This is a genomic window from Marinococcus sp. LNHM4E3-1, from assembly GCF_056034405.1.
Genome location: NZ_JBQLID010000004.1, coordinates 48,005 through 72,117, shown reverse-complemented (window position 1 = coordinate 72,117; position 24,113 = coordinate 48,005). Strand labels below are relative to the sequence as shown.

Below are 24,113 nucleotides of genomic sequence, written 5' to 3'. Positions count from 1 at the left end.
ACAATCAGGTGAAACATTTGGAGTAGAAACTTAATAAAGACTGAAAGGAGGAAAACATATGGATCTTCAAAGTATCTTATACGAAGCACATTCCGGTTCATGGGCGTTTTTGATCATTTTCTTTTTGATCAGCTACCTTTTCCCAAAACAAAAAGTAACAATGATGATTGAGCGGCTGTTCGTGGTTATCATGATTCTTTCTGGCGCAGGTATGGTGGCGCTGTATGGCTTCCCGCTCCTTTCCATTATTAAAGGTGTGTTGGCCCTCATATTTATCGGGGTAATGGAAATGATGTTTGTGCGTCGGCGGGCAGGGAGAAAACACGCTATGTTCTGGATTATATGGATCATTTTATTCGCAATTATCCTGTCCATCGGCTACGATGTGATTGGGTAATACAGAGAGCATGCTGCAAAACAGCATGCTTTTTTATATGCGGGCATTTTTGGGTATAGAAGGGATAGACCAGATGGCCTGAATATCATTATTTTTTAAACGAAAATTACATGTATCATGCAAGTAATACATAAAGAAGCCAGGGGTACAACTGCGGCAGGTGAAAGGAGGAAGCGGGCATTGTTTGAAGGGAACGCGAATGTGGATTCATTTATATTATTAGGGGCACTTCTGCTTATTTTAGGTGTCATCGTAACGAAATTTTCGACACGGCTCGGCGTGCCCTCACTTATTTTGTTTATTATTCTAGGTATGCTGATGGGAAATGATGGTTTTGGCATTATTGAGTTCGAAAATGTCCAGCTTGCCCAAACCGTCGGAATTATAGCCCTAATCATTATTTTGTTTGAAGGGGGTACCCAGACAAGGTGGCGCGATATCAGACCGGTGGTGGGGCCTTCCGTAACGCTCGCCACGTTTGGCGTTCTGTTTACGGCTGCCCTGATGGGGCTGGTGGCAAAGCAGCTGCTTGATCTGACCTGGCTCGAGGCGATGCTTCTCGGAGCTACAGTCGGTTCGACAGACGCCGCTGCCGTCTTTGCCGCTTTGAAGGGACGGAGCATTGATAAAAAAATGGGGTCCACCCTCGAAGCGGAATCGGGGAGTAACGACCCAATGGCGGTGTTTTTAACGCTCTTCTTTATTGAATTAATATTGGCAGATTCGCCAAACGTCTGGCTGCTATCCGGTGCATTTTTCTGGCAGATGGGCGCCGGTCTTGCGATGGGCGGGTTGTTCGGATGGGCAGCCTCATGGACCATTAACCGTATTAACCTGGATTCTAGTGGACTCTATCCTCTGTTTGCGATCGCTTTCGCGCTGTTAACCTACAGTGTGACCTCAAGCATGAGCGCAAGCGGGTTTTTGGCAGTATATGTAGCAGCGCTTTTAATAGGTAACTCCGATTTGATTTACCGCCAGCCGATTTACCGGTTCAACGAGGGCATGGCGTGGATGTCCCAAATAAGCATGTTTATCATCCTGGGATTGCTTGCTTTCCCGAGAGACATTTTGACCTGGTCAAACATCACCATGGGACTCATATTATCAGCGGTTTTAATGTTTTTGGCCCGTCCGCTGGCTACGTTTTTGTCGACTTCCTTTTTCGGCTATAAACCAAAGCAGAATATATTTTTATCCTGGGCAGGTCTGCGCGGGGCGGTGCCGATTATTTTGGCTACATACCCGATTGTTGCTGGTGTGGAGTCGGGCAGCCAGATTTTTAATGTCGTCTTCTTTATTGTGCTGACGTCTGCACTGATCCAGGGGGCGACCATCGCTCCATTAGCGAAATGGCTTCACCTATCCGGTCCGCTCCGCGAAGCGCCAACTCATTCCCTGGAGCTCGTATCACTCGGAAAAGCGAACGCAGAAATTATGGAATTTCAAACGAATGAAGCGACGCCGATTGTCGGGCAGACGCTCCAAAGCATTGAATTTCCCGCATCTGCGCTGATCAGCGCGATTGTCCGGGACGATGAACTGGTCACTCCGGTTGGTGAGACAATAATCCAGGCCGGTGATTATTTGTATATTCTTGTATCACGTAAAGAAAAACGTATTTTAAAGCAGATGCTGCGGCACGATTACTGAGAAAAAGCGGCCAGCGTTAAGAGGCATTAAATTTGAGGAAAGAAGGAAGGGCTCCGCATGGGTGTGCTGATCAATGTATTGATCCCAATCATTTTAATATTTACGATTGGCTATTTGCTGCAGAAAAGACAGGCAGTGGATATTCGGCCGGTGTCGGCTGTCGCTCTTTATGTATTGACGCCTGCGCTTGTTTTCCGGACATTCTATGAAAGAGAGCTGAACAGCGATATGCTGTCGATGGCTCTGTTTTCCCTGGTATTTTTAGCGGTTATGACCGGGCTGATCAAATTAGTGTCCTACGTGCGTAAATGGCCGAAAGCTAACGAAACCGGCATGATGCTCTCTACCGTGTTTATGAATGCGGGCAATTACGGTGCTCCGTTAATTGCTTTTGCGTTTGGTGATACAGCCTTTGCCTACTCTATCGTTTTTATGGTCATTCAGACGATGCTGATGAATACTGTAGGCGTCTATATCGCAAACAGTGCCAATATGGATGCGGCTGACGCGTTCCGGACGGTACTGCGGATGCCGGTATTTTATGCACTGCTCGCCGGTATTGTCTTCCAGCTGACCGGGATACCGGTCGGAGCGACCTATTATGAAGCCCTCGATATGCTCGCGAGCGCTGCAATACCGGTGGTTATGATTATCCTGGGGATGCAGCTTGCACGCATATCCGTCAAAAGCATGGATTGGAAGCTTGTTAGTGCAGGTACGTTTTTACGGCTTGTATTCGCGCCGGCTCTCGCTTACGTAATTGCCCTGCTGCTGCAGACCAGCGACACGTTAACGACCGTGCTGGTTGTTTCAACAGCGATGCCGAGTGCAGCAACCATGGCAATGATTTCTGTACAATTTGATTCCAACCCCCAGCTTGTTTCGAGTATTACACTGGTGACGACTATTTTAAGCGTTCCTTCCCTGTGGGTGGTGCTGTCGATTTTCCAGGCATAAAATTCCGCATCGAATTGACGGAAGAAGAGTACCGCGTTATGATATAAATAATACCAACCACTAGGGGTGCCTGTTGGCTGAGACAGCGTAAAGCTGATCCCTTTGAACCTGATCTGGATTATACCAGCGGAGGGAAGTGGGGAAGAGATGCCAATACGACTATCTCCCCCGCTTTCTAAATGAAAGCGGGGTTTTTTGTGGAAAATATTATATTTGCTGGGGGTGCCTGCTGAGGCTGAGACCGGAGAAACATCCGGAACCCTTTGAACCTGATCTGGAGAGCCAGCGGAGGGAAGCAGCCATGTTGAACCTTTTAACGGGCAGCCTCCTTCCTTCTGGAAGGAGGTTTTTTATGAATGACAAACCGAAGCCGAGCATACACGCGGTATCGCCGCCGGATATAACGGTGGCAGCGTGGTGGGGGAAAACGAGGGAGCTCACAGGAATCGTCGATTATGTGCATATACGGGCACCTGAATGGACAAAGCGTGAAAAGGAAAGGGCCGTCGAGCTGGCATTAAAAGAAGGAACTGCCCCCGCGCAGCTGATCATAAATGATGAACCGGAGCTTGCTGCTGCATACGGGCTGGCCGGTACCCACCTGCCGGAGCGTCGTACAATCTATCCGGCATCTGTAAGCTGGGGGCAGTCGATACACTCTGTAGAGGCAGCGAAAAGAAGTGAACAGGAGGGAGCATCATGGCTGTATTTTGGTCATGTATTTGCCTCAGGCAGTAAACCTGGGAGCCCCCCGCGCGGAGTTCGGGCGTTGAAAGCTGTGGCGGAAAGCGTCCGCCTCCCCGTGATTGCCATCGGAGGAATTGATGCTGACAAGGCAGTAGAAGGTATAAACTGCGGAGCGTCCGGGGTGGCAGCCATTGCATATTTTTATGATGCGGCAGAACCCGGAAAAGCAGCCGAAGAGCTCAGAATCCGGTTAAGGAGTGATGACAATGAAGGCTGATACAGAAGTTCTTATTGTGGGCGCAGGGGTACAGGGATGCTCGCTTGCATATCAGTTAAGCAAACGGGGGCGTCGTGTGATGGTCATCGAAAAAGAAACCATCGCTTCCGGAGCATCAAAAGCGGCTGCCGGTATGCTCGGAGCCCAGTCCGAATGGGAAGGGTCTGGCCTTTTTCAGGAATTCGCCCTGGAAAGCCGGGAGCTGTTTAAAGAACTGGTCCCTGAAGTGGAAGCGCTTAGCGGAATGGACGTTTCCTACGTGAACAACGGAATGCTGAAGCCTGTATGGGAGACAGCGGAAGAAGAAAGTTATCAACGCACCACGCGCGACTACGGCGCGGAGTGGCTTTCGCCATATGAAGCACTGCGCAGGGAACCGGCGCTTTCCGAAAATATCCGGGGCGCCTGGTCCATTCCAAAAGACGGCCAGCTTCGTGCCTATGAATGGACAATGGCTCTTGCCAAAGCAGCAAAGGCCTGCGGGACAATTGTACGGGAAAATACTTCAGTTGATCGTCTTTTGGAAGCTGATGGCCGCGTTTACGGTGCGAAAACAAGTGAAGGAGTTGTTGAAGCGGAAGAAGTTGTTTTTACCGGGGGAAGCGCCGGGGCGGAGCTGTTGGATGAGAAGGAGTTTACCCTCTATCCGGTGAAAGGGGAGTGTTTGTCCGTACGCATGCCCCGGGAGAATTTGAGACACACCCTCCACACTCCGCAGGTGTATATTGTTCCGAAAAAGGACGGGGAAATCTTTATAGGCGCTTCAGAAAAACCCGGCGACTCGAGTACAGGGGTCACTGTAGCTTCGATACAGGAGCTGATGAAAGCAGCTGTGCATTTAGTGCCGGGGCTGAAGCATGCGAATATTGACAGGCTTTGGAGCGGTGTCCGGCCGCAGACAGGGGACGGGCTGCCATATATGGGACAGACCGAACGGGGTTTGTGGGTAATGACCGGCCATTACAGAAACGGTATTTTGCTTTCAGCACTGAGCGGAAGCTGGATGGCTGACCGGATCGAGGGGGAAAGCGTTCGCGAGGACTGGAAGCACCTGTTTGCCGTAGACCCTCAAATACGAAAGGGAGGAATTATTCATGCAGATCACGCTTAATGGTCAATTACAGAATATTGAGAACAGCACCACGGTAGCCGATTTACTTGAAGAGCTTCAGATCGCCCACAAAAAAACAGTGGTGGAGCGCAACGGCACTATTGTAATTGAAGAATTTCACCAGCAGGAAGGTTTAATGGACGGGGATAGAATCGAAATTATTCATTTTGTAGGAGGCGGATGAACAAATGCTTAGTATCGGCAATATGATGTTTGAATCGAATTTATTTCTCGGCACCGGGAAATATAAAGACGCCCGGACCCAGCTGCAGGCTGTAGAAGCATCGGAAACAGAGGTACTGACCTTCGCCGTTCGCAGAATGAACCTGTTTGACAGCAGCCAGCCTGATCCATTTGAACAGATGGATGTCTCAAAGTACCGGCTGCTGCCAAATACAGCCGGGGCCAAAACAGCTGAAGAAGCTGTACGCACCGCGAAGCTGGCAGAGGCGGCCAATATGTGTGACATGATTAAAGTAGAAGTGATCGGCTGCGATAAAACGCTTCTGCCGGATCCGGTGGAAACGCTCCGGGCCTCAGAACAGCTGCTGAACGAAGGGTTTACTGTCCTCGCCTATACGTCCGATGACGTTGTGCTCGCCAGGAAGCTTCAGGAGCTTGGGGTTCATGCAGTGATGCCGGGAGCCTCTCCTATAGGCACGGGGCTTGGAATCATTAACCCTTACAACCTGTCCCACATTATTGAACAGGCGGAAGTCCCGGTGATTGTAGATGCAGGCATTGGGAGTCCGAAGGATGCTGCTTATGCCATGGAGCTCGGCGCTGATGGTATCCTGCTGAACACGGCCGTTTCGGGCGCGGGCGATCCTGTAAAAATGGCAGAAGCGATGAAATTGGCAGTGAGGGCCGGAGCGCTTGGCGCAGAAGCAGGGCGCATAGATAAAAAATTCTACGCCCAGGCGAGCAGCCCTTTAGGAGGCCTCAGTATTTGAATACGGAAGAACGTTTTTCCCGGCAGCGGTTATTTCACGGAATCGGCCGAAGGGGACAGAAAAGGCTGCAGGAGGCTCACGTCATAGTAGTAGGTGCCGGAGCTCTCGGGAGTTTAACAGCCGAAACTCTCATACGCGCGGGGATCGGAAAATTAACGTTGATTGACCGTGACTATGTGGAGGAAAGCAATCTTCAGCGTCAGCAGCTTTATACGGAAGCGGACGCAGAGGCCTTTACGCCAAAAGCAGAAGCGGCGAAAAAACGACTGCTTGATATTCGGAGTGATGCTTCTATTGAAATCATTGTGGGGGAAGCAGATCCGGCCCTGCTCGAAAATTGTATGCCTGCAGACCTTATTATCGACGGACTCGATAATATGGAGACACGGCTGATGATTAATGATACAGCGTTGAAGCACCGGATTCCGTGGATTTACGGAGCCTGTGTGGGCGCCTACGGACTGAGCTATACCGTGAGGCCGGGGCAAGGGCCATGTCTGCGCTGCCTGATGAAGGGCATTCCGATGGAAGGAGAAACGTGTGATACGGTGGGAATTATAGCTCCGGCTGTTCAATTCGTAAGCGCCACTCAGGTGACCGAAGCTATGAAGCTGCTTACCCATTCCTTTGACCAGCTCCGCGGGACACTGTGGTCGTTTGATGTATGGTCGAATGAAAGCTCTTCCATTCATGTGAACTCGCTGCAGGATAAGCATTGTCCTTCCTGCGGGGAGTCACCAGCATATCCGGCGCTCGCATGGAGTGGGAGAAGCAAGGCTGAAACGCTGTGCGGCAGAGATGCGGTGCAGGTGAAGCCTCTTCCAGACATGCAGGTATCGCTCGAGCGGACGGCGGACGTTCATAAGCAGCACGTCTCCAAAGCGAATCAGCATTTGCTGGTGTTAAATATTGAAAATAAGCGGCTGGTGCTTTTTAAAGACGGAAGAGCCATCATTCACGGAGTTTCCGGGGAAGTAGAAGCAAGGTCGTTATACCAGAGATATATTGGAGGATAAATATTCCTTGTTTCATTTTACGGGCGGAGTGGTAATATTCCTTGCAAGGAGGGGGAACTATTGCCTACCGCTCGTATTTTTGTAACCGTAGAAGAAGCACAGAAGGCTGTAGATAAATTAAAGATGCAGGGCATCCAAAGGGAACAGATTTATGCTTTGGCTCTGGAGGCGGAAAAAGCGACTGCAAAAGAATTGAAAGTCAGTGATACAGTGGCAGACGTTAAAAGTCCGGTGGAGTTCGTGAAACAGTTTTTCCGCAACGGTGCGTCCGATATTTATGAACGATTAACAAAGCTTGGATACGATGATAAAGAAGCCCGGGATCTGAGCGAAAAGCTTGATGAACATAATATACTAATTGCCGTGGATGAAGATCCGGAAAAATTCTCTTTTGACAAGTGAATCTTTTCCGGATTTTGTTCAGCTCTGGGGCCCGCGCCGCTAAACAGGCTGCCTCCGCTTTTCTATGTCCAGCTGCGGGTGTTACCAGCTTAATCCATTCGTGATTTCAGATCGTTTGCGACTTCGTCTTAAGCCGACTGAAACCGACGAGCCGTTCAGAGGCCCGCACGAGGCGGGTCAGTTCGATGTTGCTACAGGATGTAGCGATTCTAATCGAACATCATTCAAATAACACCCTCCGCCCTTCTGTTTTTCTATAAATTTTATGTAATTTTTATGAATTATGGCTGTGATAGCTGCAATGATTAGTTAGTATGATAGAATAACGGTGGTATATAGACAAATAGTTGCGTTAATATAAGGAGAGTGGTATTGTTTCGATGGGAATTCTACTCGGACGTACATATACGACGGCAACTTGCACTCTACGAGGTAGAAATTACCTTATAGATACCCATAGAATTATGTTTGTTTGAATTATCAGATTGTATTAAATGATGTGGAGGTAACTGACGTGAAAATTATTGTTGCAGGTGGAGATGGATTTTGTGGTTGGCCGACTGCGCTTTACTTATCAAAGCAGGGTCATGACGTATCAATTATCGACAGTATGGTACGCAGAAAAATTGATGATGAGCTTCATTCCAATTCGATTACTCCGATTGCAAGCCTTGAAGAGAGGGTGGCGAAGTGGAAAGAGCTGACAGGAAAAGAAATACGTACATACGAAGGGGATCTTCAGCATTACGATTTCCTGCAGCAGGTGATGGAACAGGAAAAGCCGGAAGCATTCGTTCACTTTGCTGAACAGCGTTCTGCGCCTTATTCGATGATAGACCGCGAGCACGCAGTCTACACGCAGGTGAACAACGTAGTAGGGAATTTGAACGTGCTTTACGCTATTAAAGAAATGGCTCCGGAGTGCCACCTGATTAAGCTTGGTACGATGGGAGAATACGGCACGCCGAATATTCCAATTGAAGAAGGGTACCTGGAAGTGGAACATAAGGGCCGCAAAGACCGCCTTCCTTTTCCAAAACAGCCGGGCTCCTTCTATCATTTATCAAAAGTACATGACAGCCATAACATTATGTTTGCCTGCAAAGTATGGGGCATCCGGGCTACTGACTTAAACCAGGGCATCGTTTACGGCCTGGATACGAATGAAACTAACATGGACCCGGTGCTTACCAACCGCCTGGACTACGACGGGGTTTTTGGAACAGCGCTGAACCGTTTTATCATCCAGTCCGCCATCGGACGTAACTTGACAGTTTACGGAAAAGGTGGCCAGACCCGCGGCTTCCTAAATCTTGAAGATACAGTGCGCTGTGTGGAAATTGCAGCAGAAAAGCCGGCTGAGCCTGGAGAGTTCCGTGTATTCAATCAGTTCACTGAAGACTTTTCTGTACTCGAACTCGCTGAACGGGTGAAAAAGGTAGCTGAAGAAGAAGGCTACCACGTAGATGTGGATCATCTGGAAAATCCGCGGGTGGAGCTTGAAGAGCATTTCCTTGAAGCGGTAAACACCAATCTTTTAGACTTGGGACTGGAGCCGCACTTTTTAACAGACGACGTTATCCGCCACATCCTAAAAGCGGTGATTGAACATAAAGAGCGGGTAATCGAAGAAAACGTACTGCCGAGTGTGAGCTGGAAATAAAAACGGGGAGTTGTCTTCTATGAAGATAATGATCATTACCGAGACTTTTCTGCCTTCTACAGATGGAATTGTTACACGATTAACAGCCTGCATACGCTGGCTGCATCGTGATGGTCATGAAGTACAGATTGTAGCCCCGGATCTGGGTGTGTATGAATTTGATGGAGCAGAAGTGAAAGGGGTGCCTGCGCGCGCCCTCCCTTTTTATCGTTCAAAGAAGTTCGCTCTCCCGAACCGGGTAGTCAAGAAGTATATACAGGATTTCGGGCCTGACGTCGTACACGTCGTAAACCCTGCGGTTGTAGGCTATTCGGGTGTTAACTATGCGAAAAAGCTGGATGTGCCGCTGGTTGCCTCCTATCATACAAATCTGACCCAGTACATGTCCTACTATAATCTGGGCATGCTGAAATGGCTGATGTGGTGGTATGTACGGCGCCTGCATAATAAAGCGGACATTAACCTCTGCACCTCGCAGACCGTGCAGAAAGAGCTTCAGGAAAAAAGGTTTGAACGCATGCATCTGTGGAAACGGGGAGTAGATACCGAGCAGTTCCATCCCAGACACCACAGCAGAAAGATGCGGGAGCGGCTTTCCGGTGGAAAAAGCGACAGAACGCTGCTGCTTTATGTAGGACGGCTCGCAGCTGAAAAGGAGATCGAAAAAATCCGCGACGTCCTCGAAGAATCGGACAAGTTTTGTCTGGCCATCGTAGGAGACGGTCCACACCGCGAGGAGCTTGAAAAGCATTTCGAAGGCACGGACACTGTATTTACAGGTTTTATGCATGGAGATGAGCTGGCTTCTACGTTTGCCTCCTCCGATGTTTTTGTCTTTCCTTCCACGACGGAGACGCTGGGGCTTGTGATTATGGAGGCAATGGCCTCCGGCCTGCCTCTTGTTGCTGCAGAAAGCGGGCCCACAAAGGAACAGCTGACCTCGGAACGAAATGGCCTTTTGTATGATCCGCATACGAAAGATGACTTTAAAAACACGGTCTGCCGTTTCGAAGATGAAACCCTCCGTAAACGTCTGGCCGACCAGGCCTTTACAGATGTTGCTACCTTTGGATGGGAAGCGGCAGCAGAGCAGATCCGGGATTTATACAAAGAAGCAGCCGGTGTGAAGGTTTCAAAATCGGCGGAAGATAGTGACACAGTTTCAGAAGAACGCCAGTAAGCGTAGATTTCATCAAGAACAGAGGGGTTCTATGGGTAAGAATCAAAAGCGGCGTGGTCCTCTTCAGGCGCTTCAGTTTAGTGCGATTGGTGTAACGAATGCTGTAGTCGATATAGGGGCGTTGAATCTGCTTCTATTTCTTTTTCCAAGTGAAGAGCGGATGACTTTAACGCTTTTTAATACGATCGCTTACGCGCTGGCGGTAACAAACAGCTACATCTGGAACGTGTTTATTACGTTCCGGGATTCTGCGAAAGGAAGTACCCGCCAGCGGTTAGTGTTTATTATTCAGGGACTGATCAGTCTCGGTATTAATAACGCTGTATTTTTAGGATTTAATGCTTTGTTTCAGGCACTTGGAGTACCGACTTGGATCCGCCAGAACCTGGCTAAGGGACTGGCCATGCTGGCTTCGTTCACGGCGAGTTTCTTTATGATGAAATACTTTGTGTTTAAAGACTTTAACCGCCGGTATCCCAACCGTGAACAATCTTCACGGGAAGAAAACCAGTAGAAGAACATCTCAGAGCCGCTGCTGTAGCGGAGCGGGGTGTTCTTTTATTATGTCAAAAGAATACGCATGCTATACTGAAAAAAGGGGGGAGACGAATTGGAGCCTATCCATTTGTATTTATCGAGATATAAGGAGCATATGAACTACCTGCGTCAGACAGGACAGGAGACCCCGTCCTTCCGGGAGCTGCGGGAAAATGAAATTCCCCGCCTGCTTCAGGTGTCGGATTCCTACGTACAGATGGCAGCTGCAGACGGAGAAGAAGGGGAGAAAGCGTACAAGCTTCTTGCTTCTGTCCAGTTAGCCGATGGAACCGGCTGGAATATGAGCGGCGAATTTGTGCCTTCGGCAAACGACTGGTTCCCGGATGAGCAGCCGCTGACTCACCAAACATCCTATTGCGGTTTTTGCCAGGGGACGCTCGGTTTTTTTAAAAACGAAGATATGACAAACTTTGACTGCATGCTGCCGCTGCCGGAAAAAAAGTGGCTGTTTGAAAAAATGCTGGAGCAGCACGCATCTTCTATTTATCCCAACCAGTCGTAGAGCGTAAAGGAGGAGAAACAATTGAAAGTAGTGATCGCACCGGATTCATTCAAGGAAAGCATGACAGCTATGGAGGCCGCCCAGGCAATCGAAAGGGGATTCCGCCAGGGTATTGGAAACTCGGAGGGTCTTGTTACAGAGCTGATACCGATGGCCGATGGGGGTGAAGGAACCACGCAGTCGCTACGCGACGGCCTTGGCGGAGAGCTTCATACAGTGGACGTACTCGGGCCGGACGGAAGTACCGTGAAGGCTGAATTTGTTTACATTGAGCAATCCCGCACAGCTGTTATTGAAATGGCCGAAGCTTCAGGAATTGGCCTCGTGGCTAAAGAGAGCAGGGACCCGCTGACGGCTACCTCCTACGGTACAGGACAGATGATTTTGAAAGCGCTCAACCATGGAGCGGAGCGGATTATTTTAGGGCTTGGCGGCAGTGCCACAAATGACGGCGGGGCCGGGATGGCTGCTGCGCTGGGCGTTCGTTTTCTGGACCGGAATGGAAATGATCTTGAGTCCGGCGGAAGGGCACTTAAGCATCTGGACCGCATTGATACGGCTGGGCTCGACAAAAGAGTTCATGAAGTAACCGTGCGTGCTGCCTGCGATGTCACGAATCCACTGACGGGGCCGGAGGGAGCAAGTGCTGTCTATGGCCCGCAGAAGGGGGCAGGGACTGAAGCTGTTCAGGAGCTGGACGAAGCGCTGCGTGTGCTTGGAGAAGTAATTGAACGGGATCTGGATAAACCAGTGCTTCAGGAAAAGGGAGCTGGGGCAGCGGGAGGCCTGGGGGCCGGTGCGATAGCTTTTTTAAATGCTGCGCTTGAGCCGGGCATAGACATTGTGCTTGAAGAGAGCCGCTTCGCTGAACGAAGTGCCGGGGCGTCGCTTGTTATTACCGGCGAAGGAAAAATCGATGCTCAGACCGTATTTGGCAAAACGCCGGTTGGAGTAGCGAAAGCATCCCCTCAAGGAAGTACGGTCGTTGCGGTTGCCGGCCAGCTCGGCGATGGTTATGAAAAGGTGTATGAAGCGGGCATTGATGCTGCTTTCAGTATGGTGCCGGGCATCGTTTCCCTGGAGCAGGCAATGCAGGAAAGCACCCGTTACATCGAAAACTGGGCCCGGAGTCTCGCTGGTTTGTGGAAAACATAAAAAATCCGCTGCTTCTTAACGAGAAGCAGCGGATTTTTGCATCGTTTATAAAATCGGGGATAGAAGGTGGGATACTGCTTCCTTGATACGGATCCAGAGCGAGCGCTGCCGGTACGCCTCAAGGGTGAGCTCGGAGGAGTGCGTATTCATATCGTACAAGAAGGTATCGGTCAACTGTTTCGTCGTTTCCGCATGGTAGATAAAAGCGTTCACTTCGAAGTTCAGCCGGAAGCTGCGCACGTCGATATTGGCTGTGCCCACCGAACTGATTTCATCATCCACCATAATCGTTTTGGCATGAATAAAGCCGTTGTTGTAAATATAAACACGGGCGCCGGCACGAAGAACAATGCCCACGTGAGAATACGTGGCCCAGTAAACAAACGGATGATCGGGCATGCTCGGGATCATGATGCGGACGTCGACCCCCGATAAAGAAGCGATCCGGATGGCATCCATCAGACTCTCGTCCGGAATAAAATAGGGAGTCTGGATATACACTGAATGCTTGGCGGAGTTGATCATTTTTATATATCCATTTTTAATTTGCTCCCATTCGGAGTCCGGGCCGCTTGAGACAATCTGCATGCTGCATTCCCCGGGCTCGGCAAGAGTGGGAAAATAACGTTCTTCGTAATGGATGGGATTTCTGGAATTAGCCTGGTTCCAGTCGAGAATGAACCGTGTCTGCGCTGTTTTGACAGACTGCCCTTCCAGACGCAGGTGGGTGTCCCGCCAGTAACCGAACTTTTTGCTGAGACCAAGGTATTCATCGCCAATATTAAATCCGCCAACATAGGAGGTTTTTCCGTCTATCACAACAATTTTCCGGTGGTTGCGGTAATTGAGGCGTAAATTAATAATCGGCAAACGCTTCGGGAAGAAGACCGCTGCTTCTCCGCCGGCTGCCTCAAGGCCCTGGAGTGCTTTTTTACGCATCTTTCTTGAGCCCATGTCATCGTAGAGCAGCCGGACGACCACTCCCTCTTCTGCTTTTTTCCTTAGTGCTTCGATAACCCGTCGTCCGAGGTTGTCGCTTCGAAGAATGTAGTACTGCAGGTGAATATGATCCTGAGCCTTCTCGATATCCTTAATCAGATTATCGAACTTTTCGTGGCCGTCCGTATACACCCGGACATCGTTTTCCTTCGTAAGCACCGACCCGTCGTTTGCAAGCTGCATATAGATTAGGTCCCGGTGCTTGGAGGAAACGGAATCTGAAAACTGAAAAGTGCCATTACGCAGTGTATGCATCTGCTCCTGAATCAGCTCTTCAATTCCGATTTTTTCGATATCCGCCCAGTCAAACAGCCGTTTTCTAGTCAGGTTCTGCCCGAAAATTAAATAAAGCACGAATCCCAGAAAAGGGATAAAAAACAGCACCATAATCCAGGCCCAGATGGCGGTGGCGTTTCTTTTTTCAATAAAGATAATGACAAAGGCGAAAAATAAATTAAAAATCGATAATATTGCTAAGAAAATGGATAATATCTCGAAGCCCATCTGCTTTCCCCATTCTTCCTCTATGTTGAAACGGAGGACCTTGTTAAATTTATAGATACCTGCGTATTAGGCAGTAGTATTATTTTAACAAAATTTAAGCCGTTGCGAAGCAGGAAACCTATAATTTTGAGAAAAACAGGAAGAAGCGGCGTGCTGCATCGTTTTCAATTATTCAGGAAGTAGGATAAAATACGAAGAGACGACAGAAGATATAACTATTTGAACGCGGGACAGGGGGAAAAGAATGAAAAATGAAGTAGTCGGTATTGATGCAGGCGGTACGCTGATTAAAATTGCTTACCGTGTGAACGATGAATGGGAGCTGAAAAAAATACCCCTCACCGACATGGAGCAGGTGCAGACATGGATTGAAGAGCGGGTCGATAATCCAGTTATTCATATTACGGGAGGGAAGGCGGAAACGCTGAGGAAGTCCCTGCCCTGGGCTGCAGAGCCTATCAGTGAGTTTGAAGCCACATGTAGGGGCGTTTCGTATTTGCGGAAACGTTTTAATGAAGACGATACCTACGGGGACACGTATATTATTACAAACGTCGGGACCGGGACCTCAATACACTTCGCTGGCCCGGAAGAATACGAACGCGTTGGCGGCAGCGGGATGGGAGGGGGAACGCTTATCGGTCTTTCCTATCTTCTCACCGGCATTGAAGCGTATGAAGAAATACTGCGTCTTGGAAAAGAAGGGGACGGACGGTCGCTGAACGTCAAGGTAAAGGATATTTATACTGATGAAGAGCCGCCGATTTCCGGGGATCTTACGGCCAGCAACTTCGGAAATATTATGAATATGAAAAACAATGAGTATGAAAATAAAGACTACATTGCTGCTGTTGTACGGATGATCGGTGAAACGATTACGACGATGAGCGTTCAGATGGCCGACCGGCTGAACACCGATTCCATAGTATATATTGGTTCAACCTTTGATAAGCACGACAATTTAAAAGAAATTATTGGCGGCTACACGAAGCTCCGGGGAAAAGAACCATGCTTTCTTCCTTACGGAGAGTTCAGTGGAGCTGTAGGGGCTTATATGCACGAACAGCCGCAGATTGCTGCAAAGAAAGCTGAAGGAAAAGGATGAATAAGATGAGCGAAATGGAACCATACACACACAGAGAGCTGTTTGAACAGGCGGTAAATACACTTGAAAATATTAGTACACTGCTGCAGCCGGAGGTTCCGATGCTTGGGGAGCTGCAATTGACGACCCGCCAGGAAGCGCTGTTCTTTATGAACCTGCGGCACGAGGGTCTGACGCTCACAGAGATGGCTCACCGGCTGCGCATTTCAAAAAGTGCGGTAAGCCAGGCGATGAAGCGTCTCGAAGAAGAAGATCTTCTTTACCGCGCTGCCAATAAAGAAAACAAAAGAGAAACCCAGCTCGTGTACGGGGTGAAAGGCCGGAAGCTGAAAGAAGAATTGACAATTTTTCAACAAAATATTGTGGATCAGTATATTGCCAAAATACCGCTTGAAGAATTAAAGCAGGCAACCCAGGTTATACACCGGCTTGAGGAAGAAATTAATAACGCGTATAAAAAATAAAAGAAGCAGGCCGCCCATGCATCTTCATTGACGGAAGCTATCCAGTCGTTTAAGGTTGTTTGTGTAGTTAAGTTACTTAACAGTTTAGACGATGAACTATCGAAATATACATACCAATGGAGGAACGATGCATGAAAATTACCCGCACATCTATTCGGCGGCCGAAACTGACCATTGTCGGCATGATTTTATTTATCATGATGGGTTTCGTATCGCTGACGAATCTGCCTTTGCAGCTGTTTCCAGAGATTGAACCACCGGTCGCAGCTGTAGCGACAAACTATGAGGGCGCCGGCCCGGAAGAAATTGAAAGCAGCGTTACAGAACCGATGGAAGAGCAGCTCTCTACTATCGAAGGACTGGACCGCATGACCTCCCAGTCAGAGGAAGGCACAAGCCTTGTACTGCTTGAACTATCATGGAGCACTTCAGTGGAGGATGTGCAGCAGGAAATCAACAATGCCATGAACAATGCCAACCTGCCGGATGATGCGGGAGATCCTTCGTTTATCGAGTTTGATCCGGATGCGCAGGGTATGATTCAAATGGCTGCTTATTCCGAAGGAAACGGCCTGGCTGAAACCCAGAGCCAGGTGGATGACATCATAACCGAGCTTGAACGCACTGAAGGAGTTGCAAGTGTTGATACAAGCGGTGGACTGGACGAAGTATTCGAAATTTCGCTGGACCAGGAATCGCTTGAAGACAACAACGTGACCCAGTCTGACGTCACTAATGCCGTTCAGGCAAACAATATTACGCAGCCGGGGGGAACGATTACCTCCGGAGAACAAACGTTGACGACCCGTACGGTCAATGAACTTGGCGGAGTCGAGGATTTGGAAGAAGTGGCGGTCGGCCAGGATGAATCCGGGGATACGGTTACTGTCAGTGATGTAGGAGAAGTGGAGCGTACCACTGAGGAACAGACAGCCTACACTGAAGTGAACCAGGAGCCCGGTATTCAAATGACCGTGCTGAAGGAGTCAGATGCCAATACGGCCCAGGTCTCCACGGACTTTAACGATACGCTGGACGATCTGCTTGAGGAAGATCAGTACAATGATCTCGACACGACGATTATTTACGATGAAGGGGATTACGTTCAGCAGTCCATTAACAGCGTAGCTCTTGCATTAATTGCCGGCGGTGTTTTCGCCATGGTTGTTCTTTTCTTCTTCTTAAGAAACTTAACGACACCGCTCATTATTGGTATTGCGATACCATTTTCGGTAATTGTGACATTTGCATTTCTTTACTTTACCGATGTGAGTTTAAACTTAATGACGATGGGCGGTCTGGCTCTTGGGATCGGGATGCTTGTCGATAATGCGATTGTTGTTATTGAAAATATATACAGGCACCTGTCGATGAAAAAACTCCCTAAGCGGGCAGCTCTAGACGGTACAAAGGAAGTGGCCGGAGCGATTACAGCTTCGACCTTGACGACAGTAGCTGTCTTTCTGCCAATCGTCTTTATTTCCGGTATTGTCGGCGAGATTTTCCAGGCCTTTGCTTTATCAGTAGCCTTCAGTCTGCTTGCTTCTCTGCTTGTAGCTGTCACGGTTGTGCCGATGATTGCAAGCCGTGTGCTGAAGCCGCTGCCGGAAGACAGGGAAGTAAAGCGTGAAAAATCCAGGCCGATGAGATTTCTGGACCGTTCGATCCGCTGGGTCCTCGGTCACCGCGCTGTCGCTCTGCTGTTAACACTGCTCCTGCTGCTTGGCGGAGCCGGCGGCATTGCCCAGACCGGGGTGAACTTTATCCCGACGACAGATCAGGGCTTTTTCACGATCAATGTTGAAAAAGAAAATGGCACAAATCTGGAAACGACCGGAGAAACGGTCGACGAAATTGAAAGCGTGCTTGAAAACCAGGATGAGATTGCAAGCTATATGGCGGTAGTCGGCTCGGGCGGCAGTGGAGTTGCAGCCGGAGGCGGTGGAAGCTCGGGATCCAATGAAGCTTCTATTACAGTTACAATGGAGGATCTCGAAGACCGGGACATATCGACCGAGGAAATGATTGAAGAAATTGAGTCCGATGTGGAAAACACGGACGAGCAGGCAGATATTTCGTTATCGTCTTCTGCAGCCATCGGCGGCGGAGAAGCAAATTCCGTGGAATTTACGCTCTCAAACGAAAATGAAGAGCGACTCGCTGAAGATGCAGACGCAGTACAGTCGGAGCTTGAAAGTGAAAACACGATTCGGAATGTAGAAACGTCAGATGAAGAGACTGCTCCGGAAATTCAGGTGCAGATTAACGAAGACGATGCGCAGGATAATGGCCTGACGCCGGCTGAAATCGCGCAGACGGTAAACAGTACTACAAGCGGGGAAGTGGCGTCGACAATCCAGACGGATAATGAAGGCCCGCTGAATGTGAACGTGCAGTATGCAGAGGATTCCCTTGAAAACCAGGAGGACCTTGAAAGTCTGCAGCTCGCTACTCCGGAAGGAGAATACGTCAGCTTAAGCGACGTGGCTGATATTGAAGAAGGAGAGGGGCCAGCGGTTATTAACCGGCTTGACCAGGAGCGGAGTACTGAGTTTACAGTCACATACGGCTCCGGAACGAGTCTGAACGAAACCTCTACGTTAATTGAGGATACGATTGACGATGTAGATACCGGAGCGGCGACTACATTGAACTTCTCCGGCGAACAGGAGCTTCTCGATGACAGCATTCAGAGTCTGGTGTTTGCCTTCCTGCTGGCGGTAGTGTTCATTTATCTCGTAATGGCTGGACAGTTTGAATCATTCAAATATCCGTTTGTGGTAATGTTCAGCGTACCGCTGGTCGTGATCGGTGTTATGCTTGCCTTGTTTGCGACCCAGACACCACTAAGTATCACAGTGTTTATCGGCTTGATTGTACTTGCGGGTATTGTTGTTAACAACGCGATTGTGCTTGTTGATTATACGAATCAGCTGGTGGAACGGGGGCTGCCGGTAAGAGAAGCCGTTATTGAATCTGTGAAAAAGCGGGCACGCCCTATCCTGATGACAGCTTCTACGACTATCCTTGGGGTGCTGCCGCTTGCCCTCGGATTTGGGGAAGGAGCAGAAATTCAGCAGCCGATGGGTATTGCAGTCATCGGCGGTCTCATCAGCAGTACGTTCCTGACGCTGTTTATTATTCCAACGCTCTATACCTTGTTTACCAAAGAAACAAGAAGCATGAATAAAAAATTCGCCATGCCGGACGGGGGCTACATGTACGGCTGGGAAGTAGAAGAACGGCGAAAGGAACGGGAAAAGAGAGAACAGGAAGAACGGAATAATAATGAAGACCAGCAGAATAATGAAGCTGCAGAACAGAGCAAGGAACCTGAGAATGTAGAAGATAAAAAACGCGAAGACCTGTCGCGGGATGAGATTCTGTACCTTCTCGAACGTATCGTCGGCAACTCACAAAATGAGGAACGGGACCGTTCCTCGAAGGATTCGGACAAAAATAAAAAATCCGGCGATGATGAAAAAAATTGACATTAGGACTGTGCGTCACGTACGATTAAGAAAAATAGTAAGGAATCCGCTAGGGGCGCCTGCGCTGAGACAAGAACCATTCTTGGTCCCTTCGAACCTGATCTGGGTAGTACCAGCGTAGGGAAGTGGAGCTTCGTTTTATACAAATACGTACGTATACGCCAAAGCTCACTCTCTACTTTCAGGGAGTGAGCTTTTTTTGAACCTAAAGCAGGATTCCTTCTAAAGGAGGATACAACGAATGCCACAAGTACCTAAAGTATTAACCATCGCCGGAACAGATCCTACCGGCGGGGCTGGGATCCAGGCTGACCTGAAAGCATTTCAGGAATGTGAAGCCTACGGGATGTCTGCTATTACGAGCGTGCTCGCACAAAATACAACCGGGGTCCAAAAGGTGGAGCATATGAGCACCAGTCTGCTTCAGGCCCAGCTGGATTCCGTCTTTGATGATATTATGCCGGATGCGGTAAAAACCGGAATGATCGCAACGCCGGATATGATCCGCACGACGGTGAACATGCTGAAAAAATACGACCTGCCGGTGGTTATTGACCCGGTGATGGTTGCCACAAGCGGCGATTCTCTGTCTGAGAAGGAGACGCTTGAAGTTATGAAAAATGAATTTCTTCCTCTGGCCGCAGTCGTCACGCCGAATATGGCTGAGGCAGCAAGCCTGACGGACTTTCAGGTCCAGAACCTCGAAGAGATGGAAGCAGCTGCTAAAAAAATTGTTGATGAATTAGGGGCCCGGGCAGCGCTTGTTAAGGGCGGCCATATGAAAGAAGACGCAGTCGATATTTTGTACGTCGATGGAGAAATTCATTATTTCCGTTCGCCGCGGACGGATACAAAGCACACGCACGGGACAGGCTGTACACTATCAGCCGCGATTGCCGCAAAGCTTGCACGGGGCAAGTCCATCTATCTGGCAGTGCAGGAAAGCAAAGAATATATTACCAATGCGATTGCACACCCCCTTGAGATCGGTAAAGGCAATGGGCCTGTCAACCACTGGGGAGTGCGCGTTCCACTCGATCAACTATTAAAATAAAGAAATGAGGGATCGGCATGAAAGCAAAGGAAGTTATAGGTCTGCTGGAGGAAGTACGAAAAACCCGGCCGCTGATTCATAATATTACGAACACAGTAGTAACCAATTTTACTGCAAATGGACTGCTGTCGATGGGCGCATCCCCGGTTATGGCAAACGCGCCGGAGGAAGCAGCCGAAATGGCAAAAGCAGCGAACGCACTTGTACTCAATATTGGTACGCTGAACCGCGAACAGGTGAAGGCGATGCGGATCGCCGGCAAAGCAGCCAATGAAAAAGGCATCCCCGTTGTACTGGATCCCGTAGGGGCAGGCGCGACGGCTTATCGGACCGAAACGGCGATTGCTCTTCTCGAAGAGCTGGACGTGGCGCTGATCCGGGCAAATGCAGGAGAAATGGCCGCGCTGCTCGGCGAAAGCGGGAATGTACAGGGCGTAGACGCTTCGGGAGAAGCAGATAACCCGGAGCTTGCCAAAGAAGCTGCAAGAAAGTTTGAAGCAATTGCCGCGGTGACCGGAGTGGAAGACGCGGTCGCTCATCAGGGCGAAGTATTTATCGTGCAGAATGGCCATACGCTGCTGACCAAAGTAACCGGCACCGGCTGTCTTCTCAGTTCGATCGCAGCATCCTTTTTAACCGTTCAGCATTCGGCTGGAGCAGTAGCAGCCGCACTTGCTTATTACGGGGCAGCAGCAGAAATCGCAGGCAGTCTAACGACGAGGGAGGGCCCGGGCTCCTTTCAAATTGAATTATTAAACGCCCTCCACGCAACACAGGAAATGGATCTGCGCCACTATATCCGCGTCAAACAGGAATCATAGGGAGCTGAAACCATGGATAAAGAGATTTTGAAGCTGTATTTTATTATGGGAAGCAACAATACAGGTGAACGAAACCCGGAAGACGTACTGCAGGAAGCTCTTCAGGGCGGTGTTACGTGCTTCCAGTTCCGCGAAAAAGGCCAGGGGGCACTGCCTGAAGAGGAAAAATGGAAGCTCGGCTGGAAGATGAAGGCCCAGTGTGCTGCCTTTAATGTTCCGTTTATTGTTAATGACGATGTGGATATGGCAATCCGGCTCGAAGCAGACGGGATTCATATCGGACAGGAGGATGACCCGGCTTCTAAAGTTAAAGAACGCTGCCCTTCCCGCATGGTGATCGGGGTATCCGTGCGCACTATTGAAGAAGCACACCGGGCGGCTGCAGACGGGGCGGATTACCTGGGCGTAGGACCGATGTTTGCGACTGATACTAAAGAAGATGCCAAAGCTCCAGTCGGACTGGAGGGCATCCGCCGGCTCCGGGCGGAAGGCATTGCTCTTCCGATTGTAGGTATCGGCGGCATTGACGCCACCAACGCTGCTGATATTGTGGAGGCCGGAGCTGACGGAGTGTCATTGATCTCTGCGATCAGTCTGGCAGACGAGCCGGAAGATGCTGCAAGAGAACTTCGCAGCCGTTTGAATGGGCCGGCAGAAAAACAGGAAAAATAGAAGAACCGGCGGGTCAGTACAAACTTCCCGCCGGTTCTTTATGTTATATATGCTTCTGTAAGGTTTGTACGACGTGCTGTAATGTTTCTTTTTCTCCTACATTTCCCGGGAAAATTACATAGGGAATACCAGGAAAGCGGCTTTTCTCATCTGTCTGCCAGACGGGTACACCGGGAGCAATCTGCCCGAGCACTTCTGCTTTTTTTACGAGCAGCCCCTTCGTGCCAACATCGCTTGATGTAATACCGCCTTTCGCAACGACAAATGCCGGCTGTGAAGCAGCATTTTTCACAAAGTTTGTTACTGCATCGGAAATTTTTACGGATAGCGCCAGTTCTTCTTCTTTTCGGTTCGCTCCTAAGTCAATGCGCTCCCGGGAAGTGTAGACGCATACCGTATTCCCGCCTTCGATAGAGTCATCGACGATCTGCTGAACGCGGCGGGTTTCCTTACGGAAGGCATTCTCATCCATTACTGCAGGACAATAAAATTCCACGAATTGGATATCGGTCAGCTGTTTTAGAGCTTCGAGCTGCTCCGTCGATTTTTGCACATGAGAGCCGATAATAATCAGACCGCCATTGTCACTTTGGTGCTCGAAGAGGCTCTCCGCGTCTAAATACGGTTTGCGGATAATACCGCCAATTTCTTTAGTAAACGTCGCCGCCGTCCGGAAGAGAAAGTTTTTCCGATTCTGCACGGCGCGGAACAGGGCTGTGCAGAATACTTTTACATCTGTTTCGCTGACAGCGTTAACGATGATCTTTTGAAAGGAAGCGGCCTGTTCAAGTTTAGCCTCGATCGCTTCGAGGTCGAGAGCCCGGAGCTCGTCAAGAGAGATGGAAATAACATTTTCCTTTTTAAATTCCCCGTTTGTTTTTTCTTCAACGTATTCACCCAGGTGGCTCGAAGCAAATCCAAACATCCGGTCGCGGGCAAATTCTGTTTCCGCTACGGGTACAAAGGTTTCCCCCTGCTGAATATAGTGGACGTCGAAAGCGGTCCGCCGGTTGCCCTGTTCAAAAAAGGGAATAAGAATTTCTCCGTCCACTGCTTTGCCTGTCCGGGCCTCGAGCGTATCCTTTAAAACCTCTGTTTCCAGCGGATAGTGACCTCGCAGGGTGGAGTCTCCCCGGCTGATCAGCAGAAATGGCTGATTTTTTTCTTCAGATACGCGGGCTATTCGCTCTGCGATGTCAGTATGGACTTTCGTTGTTTCGGCTTCAGAGAAGGAACGCGAATTTGTGAGGATGAAGATGAGCTGCCGCTCGTCTTCAAAGGCCTCCCGAATAGTCGACTCCTCCCAGTCTGTATACACCGGCACGCCGTGGACAGTCTGAACACCGGTAGGATCGTCGTCGAGGGAGATGATTTTGTGAGGTATATTTTCGGCTGCTTCCGTAAAAAAAGCATCTACTTTCTTCTCATCGTAATCTGGAAGGGAGTTAATGTAACTATTTATCTGTGTCATCCGTGTTTTCCTCCTTTTGGCACTGAATAGTTCGCAAGCATTTCGTAGTGCTGAAGCACGCCGCTGTGATCGTCGGATTGTTTGCCGTGCGCAATCATCGATTCATACATTTCAGCCACATCCGATGCAAGCGGCAGGGGGACCCCGAGGGATTTGCCGGTTTGAAGCACGTTAGAGAGATCCTTTAAATTAATGTCAATGCGTCCGCCTGCAGTAAAGTCCCGTTCGAGAATTTTTGGGATTTTTGCATCGAGTACACTGCTGCCGGCCAGGCCGTTGCGGATGGCTTCATATACTTTATCAATGTCCGCTCCTGCTTTGGAAGCGAGAAGAACGGCTTCCGACATGGCTGCCATCGTGACATTTACTAATATTTGATTGGCAAGCTTCGTAGTGGATCCGGCTCCCACTTCACCAACATGTGTGACGTCTGTGCCAACAGCCCGCAGCACTGGATAAGCAGCAGCAAAAGCGTAATCGCTGCCGCCAGCCATGATGGAAAGCGTACCGTCTATCGCTTTCGGTTCACCGCCGCTTACCGGCGCATCCAAAAAGGCTGCTTCTTTTTCCTGAAGCCTCTCTGCCCAACGCTTGGAGTCCACGGGGGAGACAGAGCTCATATCAATTACGATGGCTCCCTTTTTTACGACTGGCAGAATGTCATTAATTATTACTTCATCGAGTATGGCTGTGGTGGGGAGCATTGTGATAATAATGTCGCTGTGTTCAGCAGCTTCCCCTGCCGAATCAGCAGCTTTCCCGCCTGCTTCCGTTACCCGCTCTCTGGCTGTAGGGTGGATATCAAATCCCTTCAGTGCAAAACCGGCCTTCAGAAGATTTTCGGCCATCGGCCCTCCCATAATGCCTAAACCAATTTGTCCGATATTCATATCGTTTCACTCCTTCATTTCGTAAAGTGGAAATTTTTTATTATCATTGATAAGGCTTTCAATGAAGATAATTGTACACAATTTTATGTTTATTGTATACATTGAATAGCGAGTTGGTTTAATTTCTATTA

The 24,113-nt window shown here is 49.3% G+C and carries 23 protein-coding genes and 3 riboswitches; of the genes, 20 read left to right on the top strand and 3 right to left on the bottom strand.

Annotated features, from left to right (window positions below; genetic code table 11):
* The first annotated feature begins 58 nt into the window (after positions 1–58).
* From ACTRXI_RS05510 to ACTRXI_RS05445, 14 genes are all read left to right on the top strand, one after another.
* Positions 59–397, top strand: coding sequence for a DUF1516 family protein (locus ACTRXI_RS05510; RefSeq protein WP_022792537.1), 339 nt, complete (start codon positions 59–61; stop codon positions 395–397).
* A gap of 180 nt (positions 398–577) precedes the next feature.
* Positions 578–2,050: a potassium/proton antiporter gene (locus tag ACTRXI_RS05505; RefSeq protein WP_474261458.1), complete on the top strand. Its 1,473-nt coding sequence runs from the start codon at positions 578–580 to the stop codon at positions 2,048–2,050.
* A 57-nt stretch (positions 2,051–2,107) separates the two neighbouring features.
* On the top strand, positions 2,108–3,007 hold the full coding sequence (locus tag ACTRXI_RS05500; protein WP_474261457.1) for an AEC family transporter: 900 nt from the start codon (positions 2,108–2,110) through the stop codon (positions 3,005–3,007).
* A gap of 52 nt (positions 3,008–3,059) precedes the next feature.
* Positions 3,060–3,159, top strand: a riboswitch (TPP riboswitch).
* Positions 3,160–3,215: 56 nt separating this feature from the next.
* Positions 3,216–3,318: riboswitch (TPP riboswitch) on the top strand.
* Between the two features lie 41 nt (positions 3,319–3,359).
* Positions 3,360–3,971 (top strand): thiamine phosphate synthase, encoded by a 612-nt coding sequence (locus tag ACTRXI_RS05495; protein ID WP_474261456.1) that lies wholly within the window; start codon positions 3,360–3,362, stop codon positions 3,969–3,971.
* Complete coding sequence (gene thiO, locus ACTRXI_RS05490; protein ID WP_474261455.1) at positions 3,961–5,082, top strand: glycine oxidase ThiO; 1,122 nt, start codon at positions 3,961–3,963, stop codon at positions 5,080–5,082. Before ACTRXI_RS05495 ends, thiO begins: the two co-directional genes overlap by 11 nt.
* Positions 5,066–5,266 carry a sulfur carrier protein ThiS gene (thiS, locus tag ACTRXI_RS05485; RefSeq protein WP_322527061.1) on the top strand — a complete coding sequence of 67 codons (201 nt, stop codon included), beginning with the start codon at positions 5,066–5,068 and terminating at the stop codon, positions 5,264–5,266. Before thiO ends, thiS begins: the two co-directional genes overlap by 17 nt.
* Positions 5,267–5,270: 4 nt before the next feature.
* Entirely contained in the window at positions 5,271–6,035 is a 765-nt protein-coding gene (locus tag ACTRXI_RS05480) for a thiazole synthase (RefSeq protein ID WP_474261454.1), read from the top strand.
* Entirely contained in the window at positions 6,032–7,051 is a 1,020-nt protein-coding gene (locus ACTRXI_RS05475) for a ThiF family adenylyltransferase (protein ID WP_474261453.1), read from the top strand. Before ACTRXI_RS05480 ends, ACTRXI_RS05475 begins: the two co-directional genes overlap by 4 nt.
* A 60-nt stretch (positions 7,052–7,111) precedes the next feature.
* Entirely contained in the window at positions 7,112–7,453 is a 342-nt protein-coding gene (locus ACTRXI_RS05470; RefSeq protein WP_474261452.1) for a general stress protein, read from the top strand.
* 514 nt (positions 7,454–7,967) lie between these two features.
* A complete protein-coding gene (locus tag ACTRXI_RS05465; protein ID WP_474261451.1) occupies positions 7,968–9,116 on the top strand; it encodes an NAD-dependent epimerase/dehydratase family protein in 1,149 nt (382 codons plus the stop codon).
* Positions 9,117–9,135: 19 nt separating this feature from the next.
* Positions 9,136–10,296: a glycosyltransferase family 4 protein gene (locus tag ACTRXI_RS05460; protein ID WP_474261450.1), complete on the top strand. Its 1,161-nt coding sequence runs from the start codon at positions 9,136–9,138 to the stop codon at positions 10,294–10,296.
* 31 nt (positions 10,297–10,327) lie between these two features.
* Positions 10,328–10,810, top strand: a complete 483-nt coding sequence (locus tag ACTRXI_RS05455) for a GtrA family protein (protein WP_474261449.1) — start codon at positions 10,328–10,330, stop codon at positions 10,808–10,810.
* Between the two features lie 96 nt (positions 10,811–10,906).
* Complete coding sequence (locus tag ACTRXI_RS05450) at positions 10,907–11,356, top strand: hypothetical protein (RefSeq protein ID WP_474261447.1); 450 nt, start codon at positions 10,907–10,909, stop codon at positions 11,354–11,356.
* Positions 11,357–11,377: 21 nt separating this feature from the next.
* On the top strand, positions 11,378–12,511 hold the full coding sequence (locus ACTRXI_RS05445; protein ID WP_474261446.1) for a glycerate kinase family protein: 1,134 nt from the start codon (positions 11,378–11,380) through the stop codon (positions 12,509–12,511).
* A 45-nt stretch (positions 12,512–12,556) separates the two neighbouring features.
* On the opposite strand, the gene cls is transcribed toward ACTRXI_RS05445, so the two are convergent.
* The gene (cls, locus tag ACTRXI_RS05440) at positions 12,557–14,014 is read right to left on the bottom strand and encodes a cardiolipin synthase (protein WP_474261445.1); all 1,458 of its coding nucleotides are present in this window, start codon (positions 14,012–14,014) and stop codon (positions 12,557–12,559) included.
* A 244-nt stretch (positions 14,015–14,258) separates the two neighbouring features.
* Between cls and coaW the strand changes: the two genes are divergently transcribed.
* The 6 genes from coaW (at position 14,259) to thiE (ending at position 21,621) form a co-directional block, all read left to right on the top strand.
* Positions 14,259–15,119 carry a type II pantothenate kinase gene (gene coaW / locus ACTRXI_RS05435; protein WP_474261444.1) on the top strand — a complete coding sequence of 287 codons (861 nt, stop codon included), beginning with the start codon at positions 14,259–14,261 and terminating at the stop codon, positions 15,117–15,119.
* 5 nt (positions 15,120–15,124) lie between these two features.
* A complete protein-coding gene (locus tag ACTRXI_RS05430; protein ID WP_474261443.1) occupies positions 15,125–15,583 on the top strand; it encodes a MarR family winged helix-turn-helix transcriptional regulator in 459 nt (152 codons plus the stop codon).
* 131 nt (positions 15,584–15,714) lie between these two features.
* A complete protein-coding gene (locus ACTRXI_RS05425; protein ID WP_474261442.1) occupies positions 15,715–19,074 on the top strand; it encodes an efflux RND transporter permease subunit in 3,360 nt (1,119 codons plus the stop codon).
* Positions 19,075–19,115: 41 nt separating this feature from the next.
* Positions 19,116–19,215, top strand: a riboswitch (TPP riboswitch).
* Positions 19,216–19,315: 100 nt separating this feature from the next.
* Positions 19,316–20,128, top strand: coding sequence for a bifunctional hydroxymethylpyrimidine kinase/phosphomethylpyrimidine kinase (thiD, locus tag ACTRXI_RS05420; protein WP_474261441.1), 813 nt, complete (start codon positions 19,316–19,318; stop codon positions 20,126–20,128).
* 17 nt (positions 20,129–20,145) lie between these two features.
* On the top strand, positions 20,146–20,949 hold the full coding sequence (thiM, locus tag ACTRXI_RS05415) for a hydroxyethylthiazole kinase (protein WP_474261440.1): 804 nt from the start codon (positions 20,146–20,148) through the stop codon (positions 20,947–20,949).
* A gap of 12 nt (positions 20,950–20,961) precedes the next feature.
* Positions 20,962–21,621, top strand: a complete 660-nt coding sequence (gene thiE, locus ACTRXI_RS05410; protein WP_474261439.1) for a thiamine phosphate synthase — start codon at positions 20,962–20,964, stop codon at positions 21,619–21,621.
* Positions 21,622–21,664: 43 nt separating this feature from the next.
* Here the strand turns inward: thiE and ACTRXI_RS05405 are convergent, their stop codons facing one another.
* Together ACTRXI_RS05405 and ACTRXI_RS05400 are read right to left on the bottom strand one after the other, a co-directional pair.
* The gene (locus ACTRXI_RS05405; protein ID WP_474261438.1) at positions 21,665–23,092 is read right to left on the bottom strand and encodes a four-carbon acid sugar kinase family protein; all 1,428 of its coding nucleotides are present in this window, start codon (positions 23,090–23,092) and stop codon (positions 21,665–21,667) included.
* A complete protein-coding gene (locus ACTRXI_RS05400; RefSeq protein WP_474261437.1) occupies positions 23,089–23,982 on the bottom strand; it encodes an NAD(P)-binding domain-containing protein in 894 nt (297 codons plus the stop codon). The genes ACTRXI_RS05405 and ACTRXI_RS05400 overlap by 4 nt, the downstream gene beginning before the upstream one ends.
* Positions 23,983–24,113 lie beyond the last annotated feature (131 nt).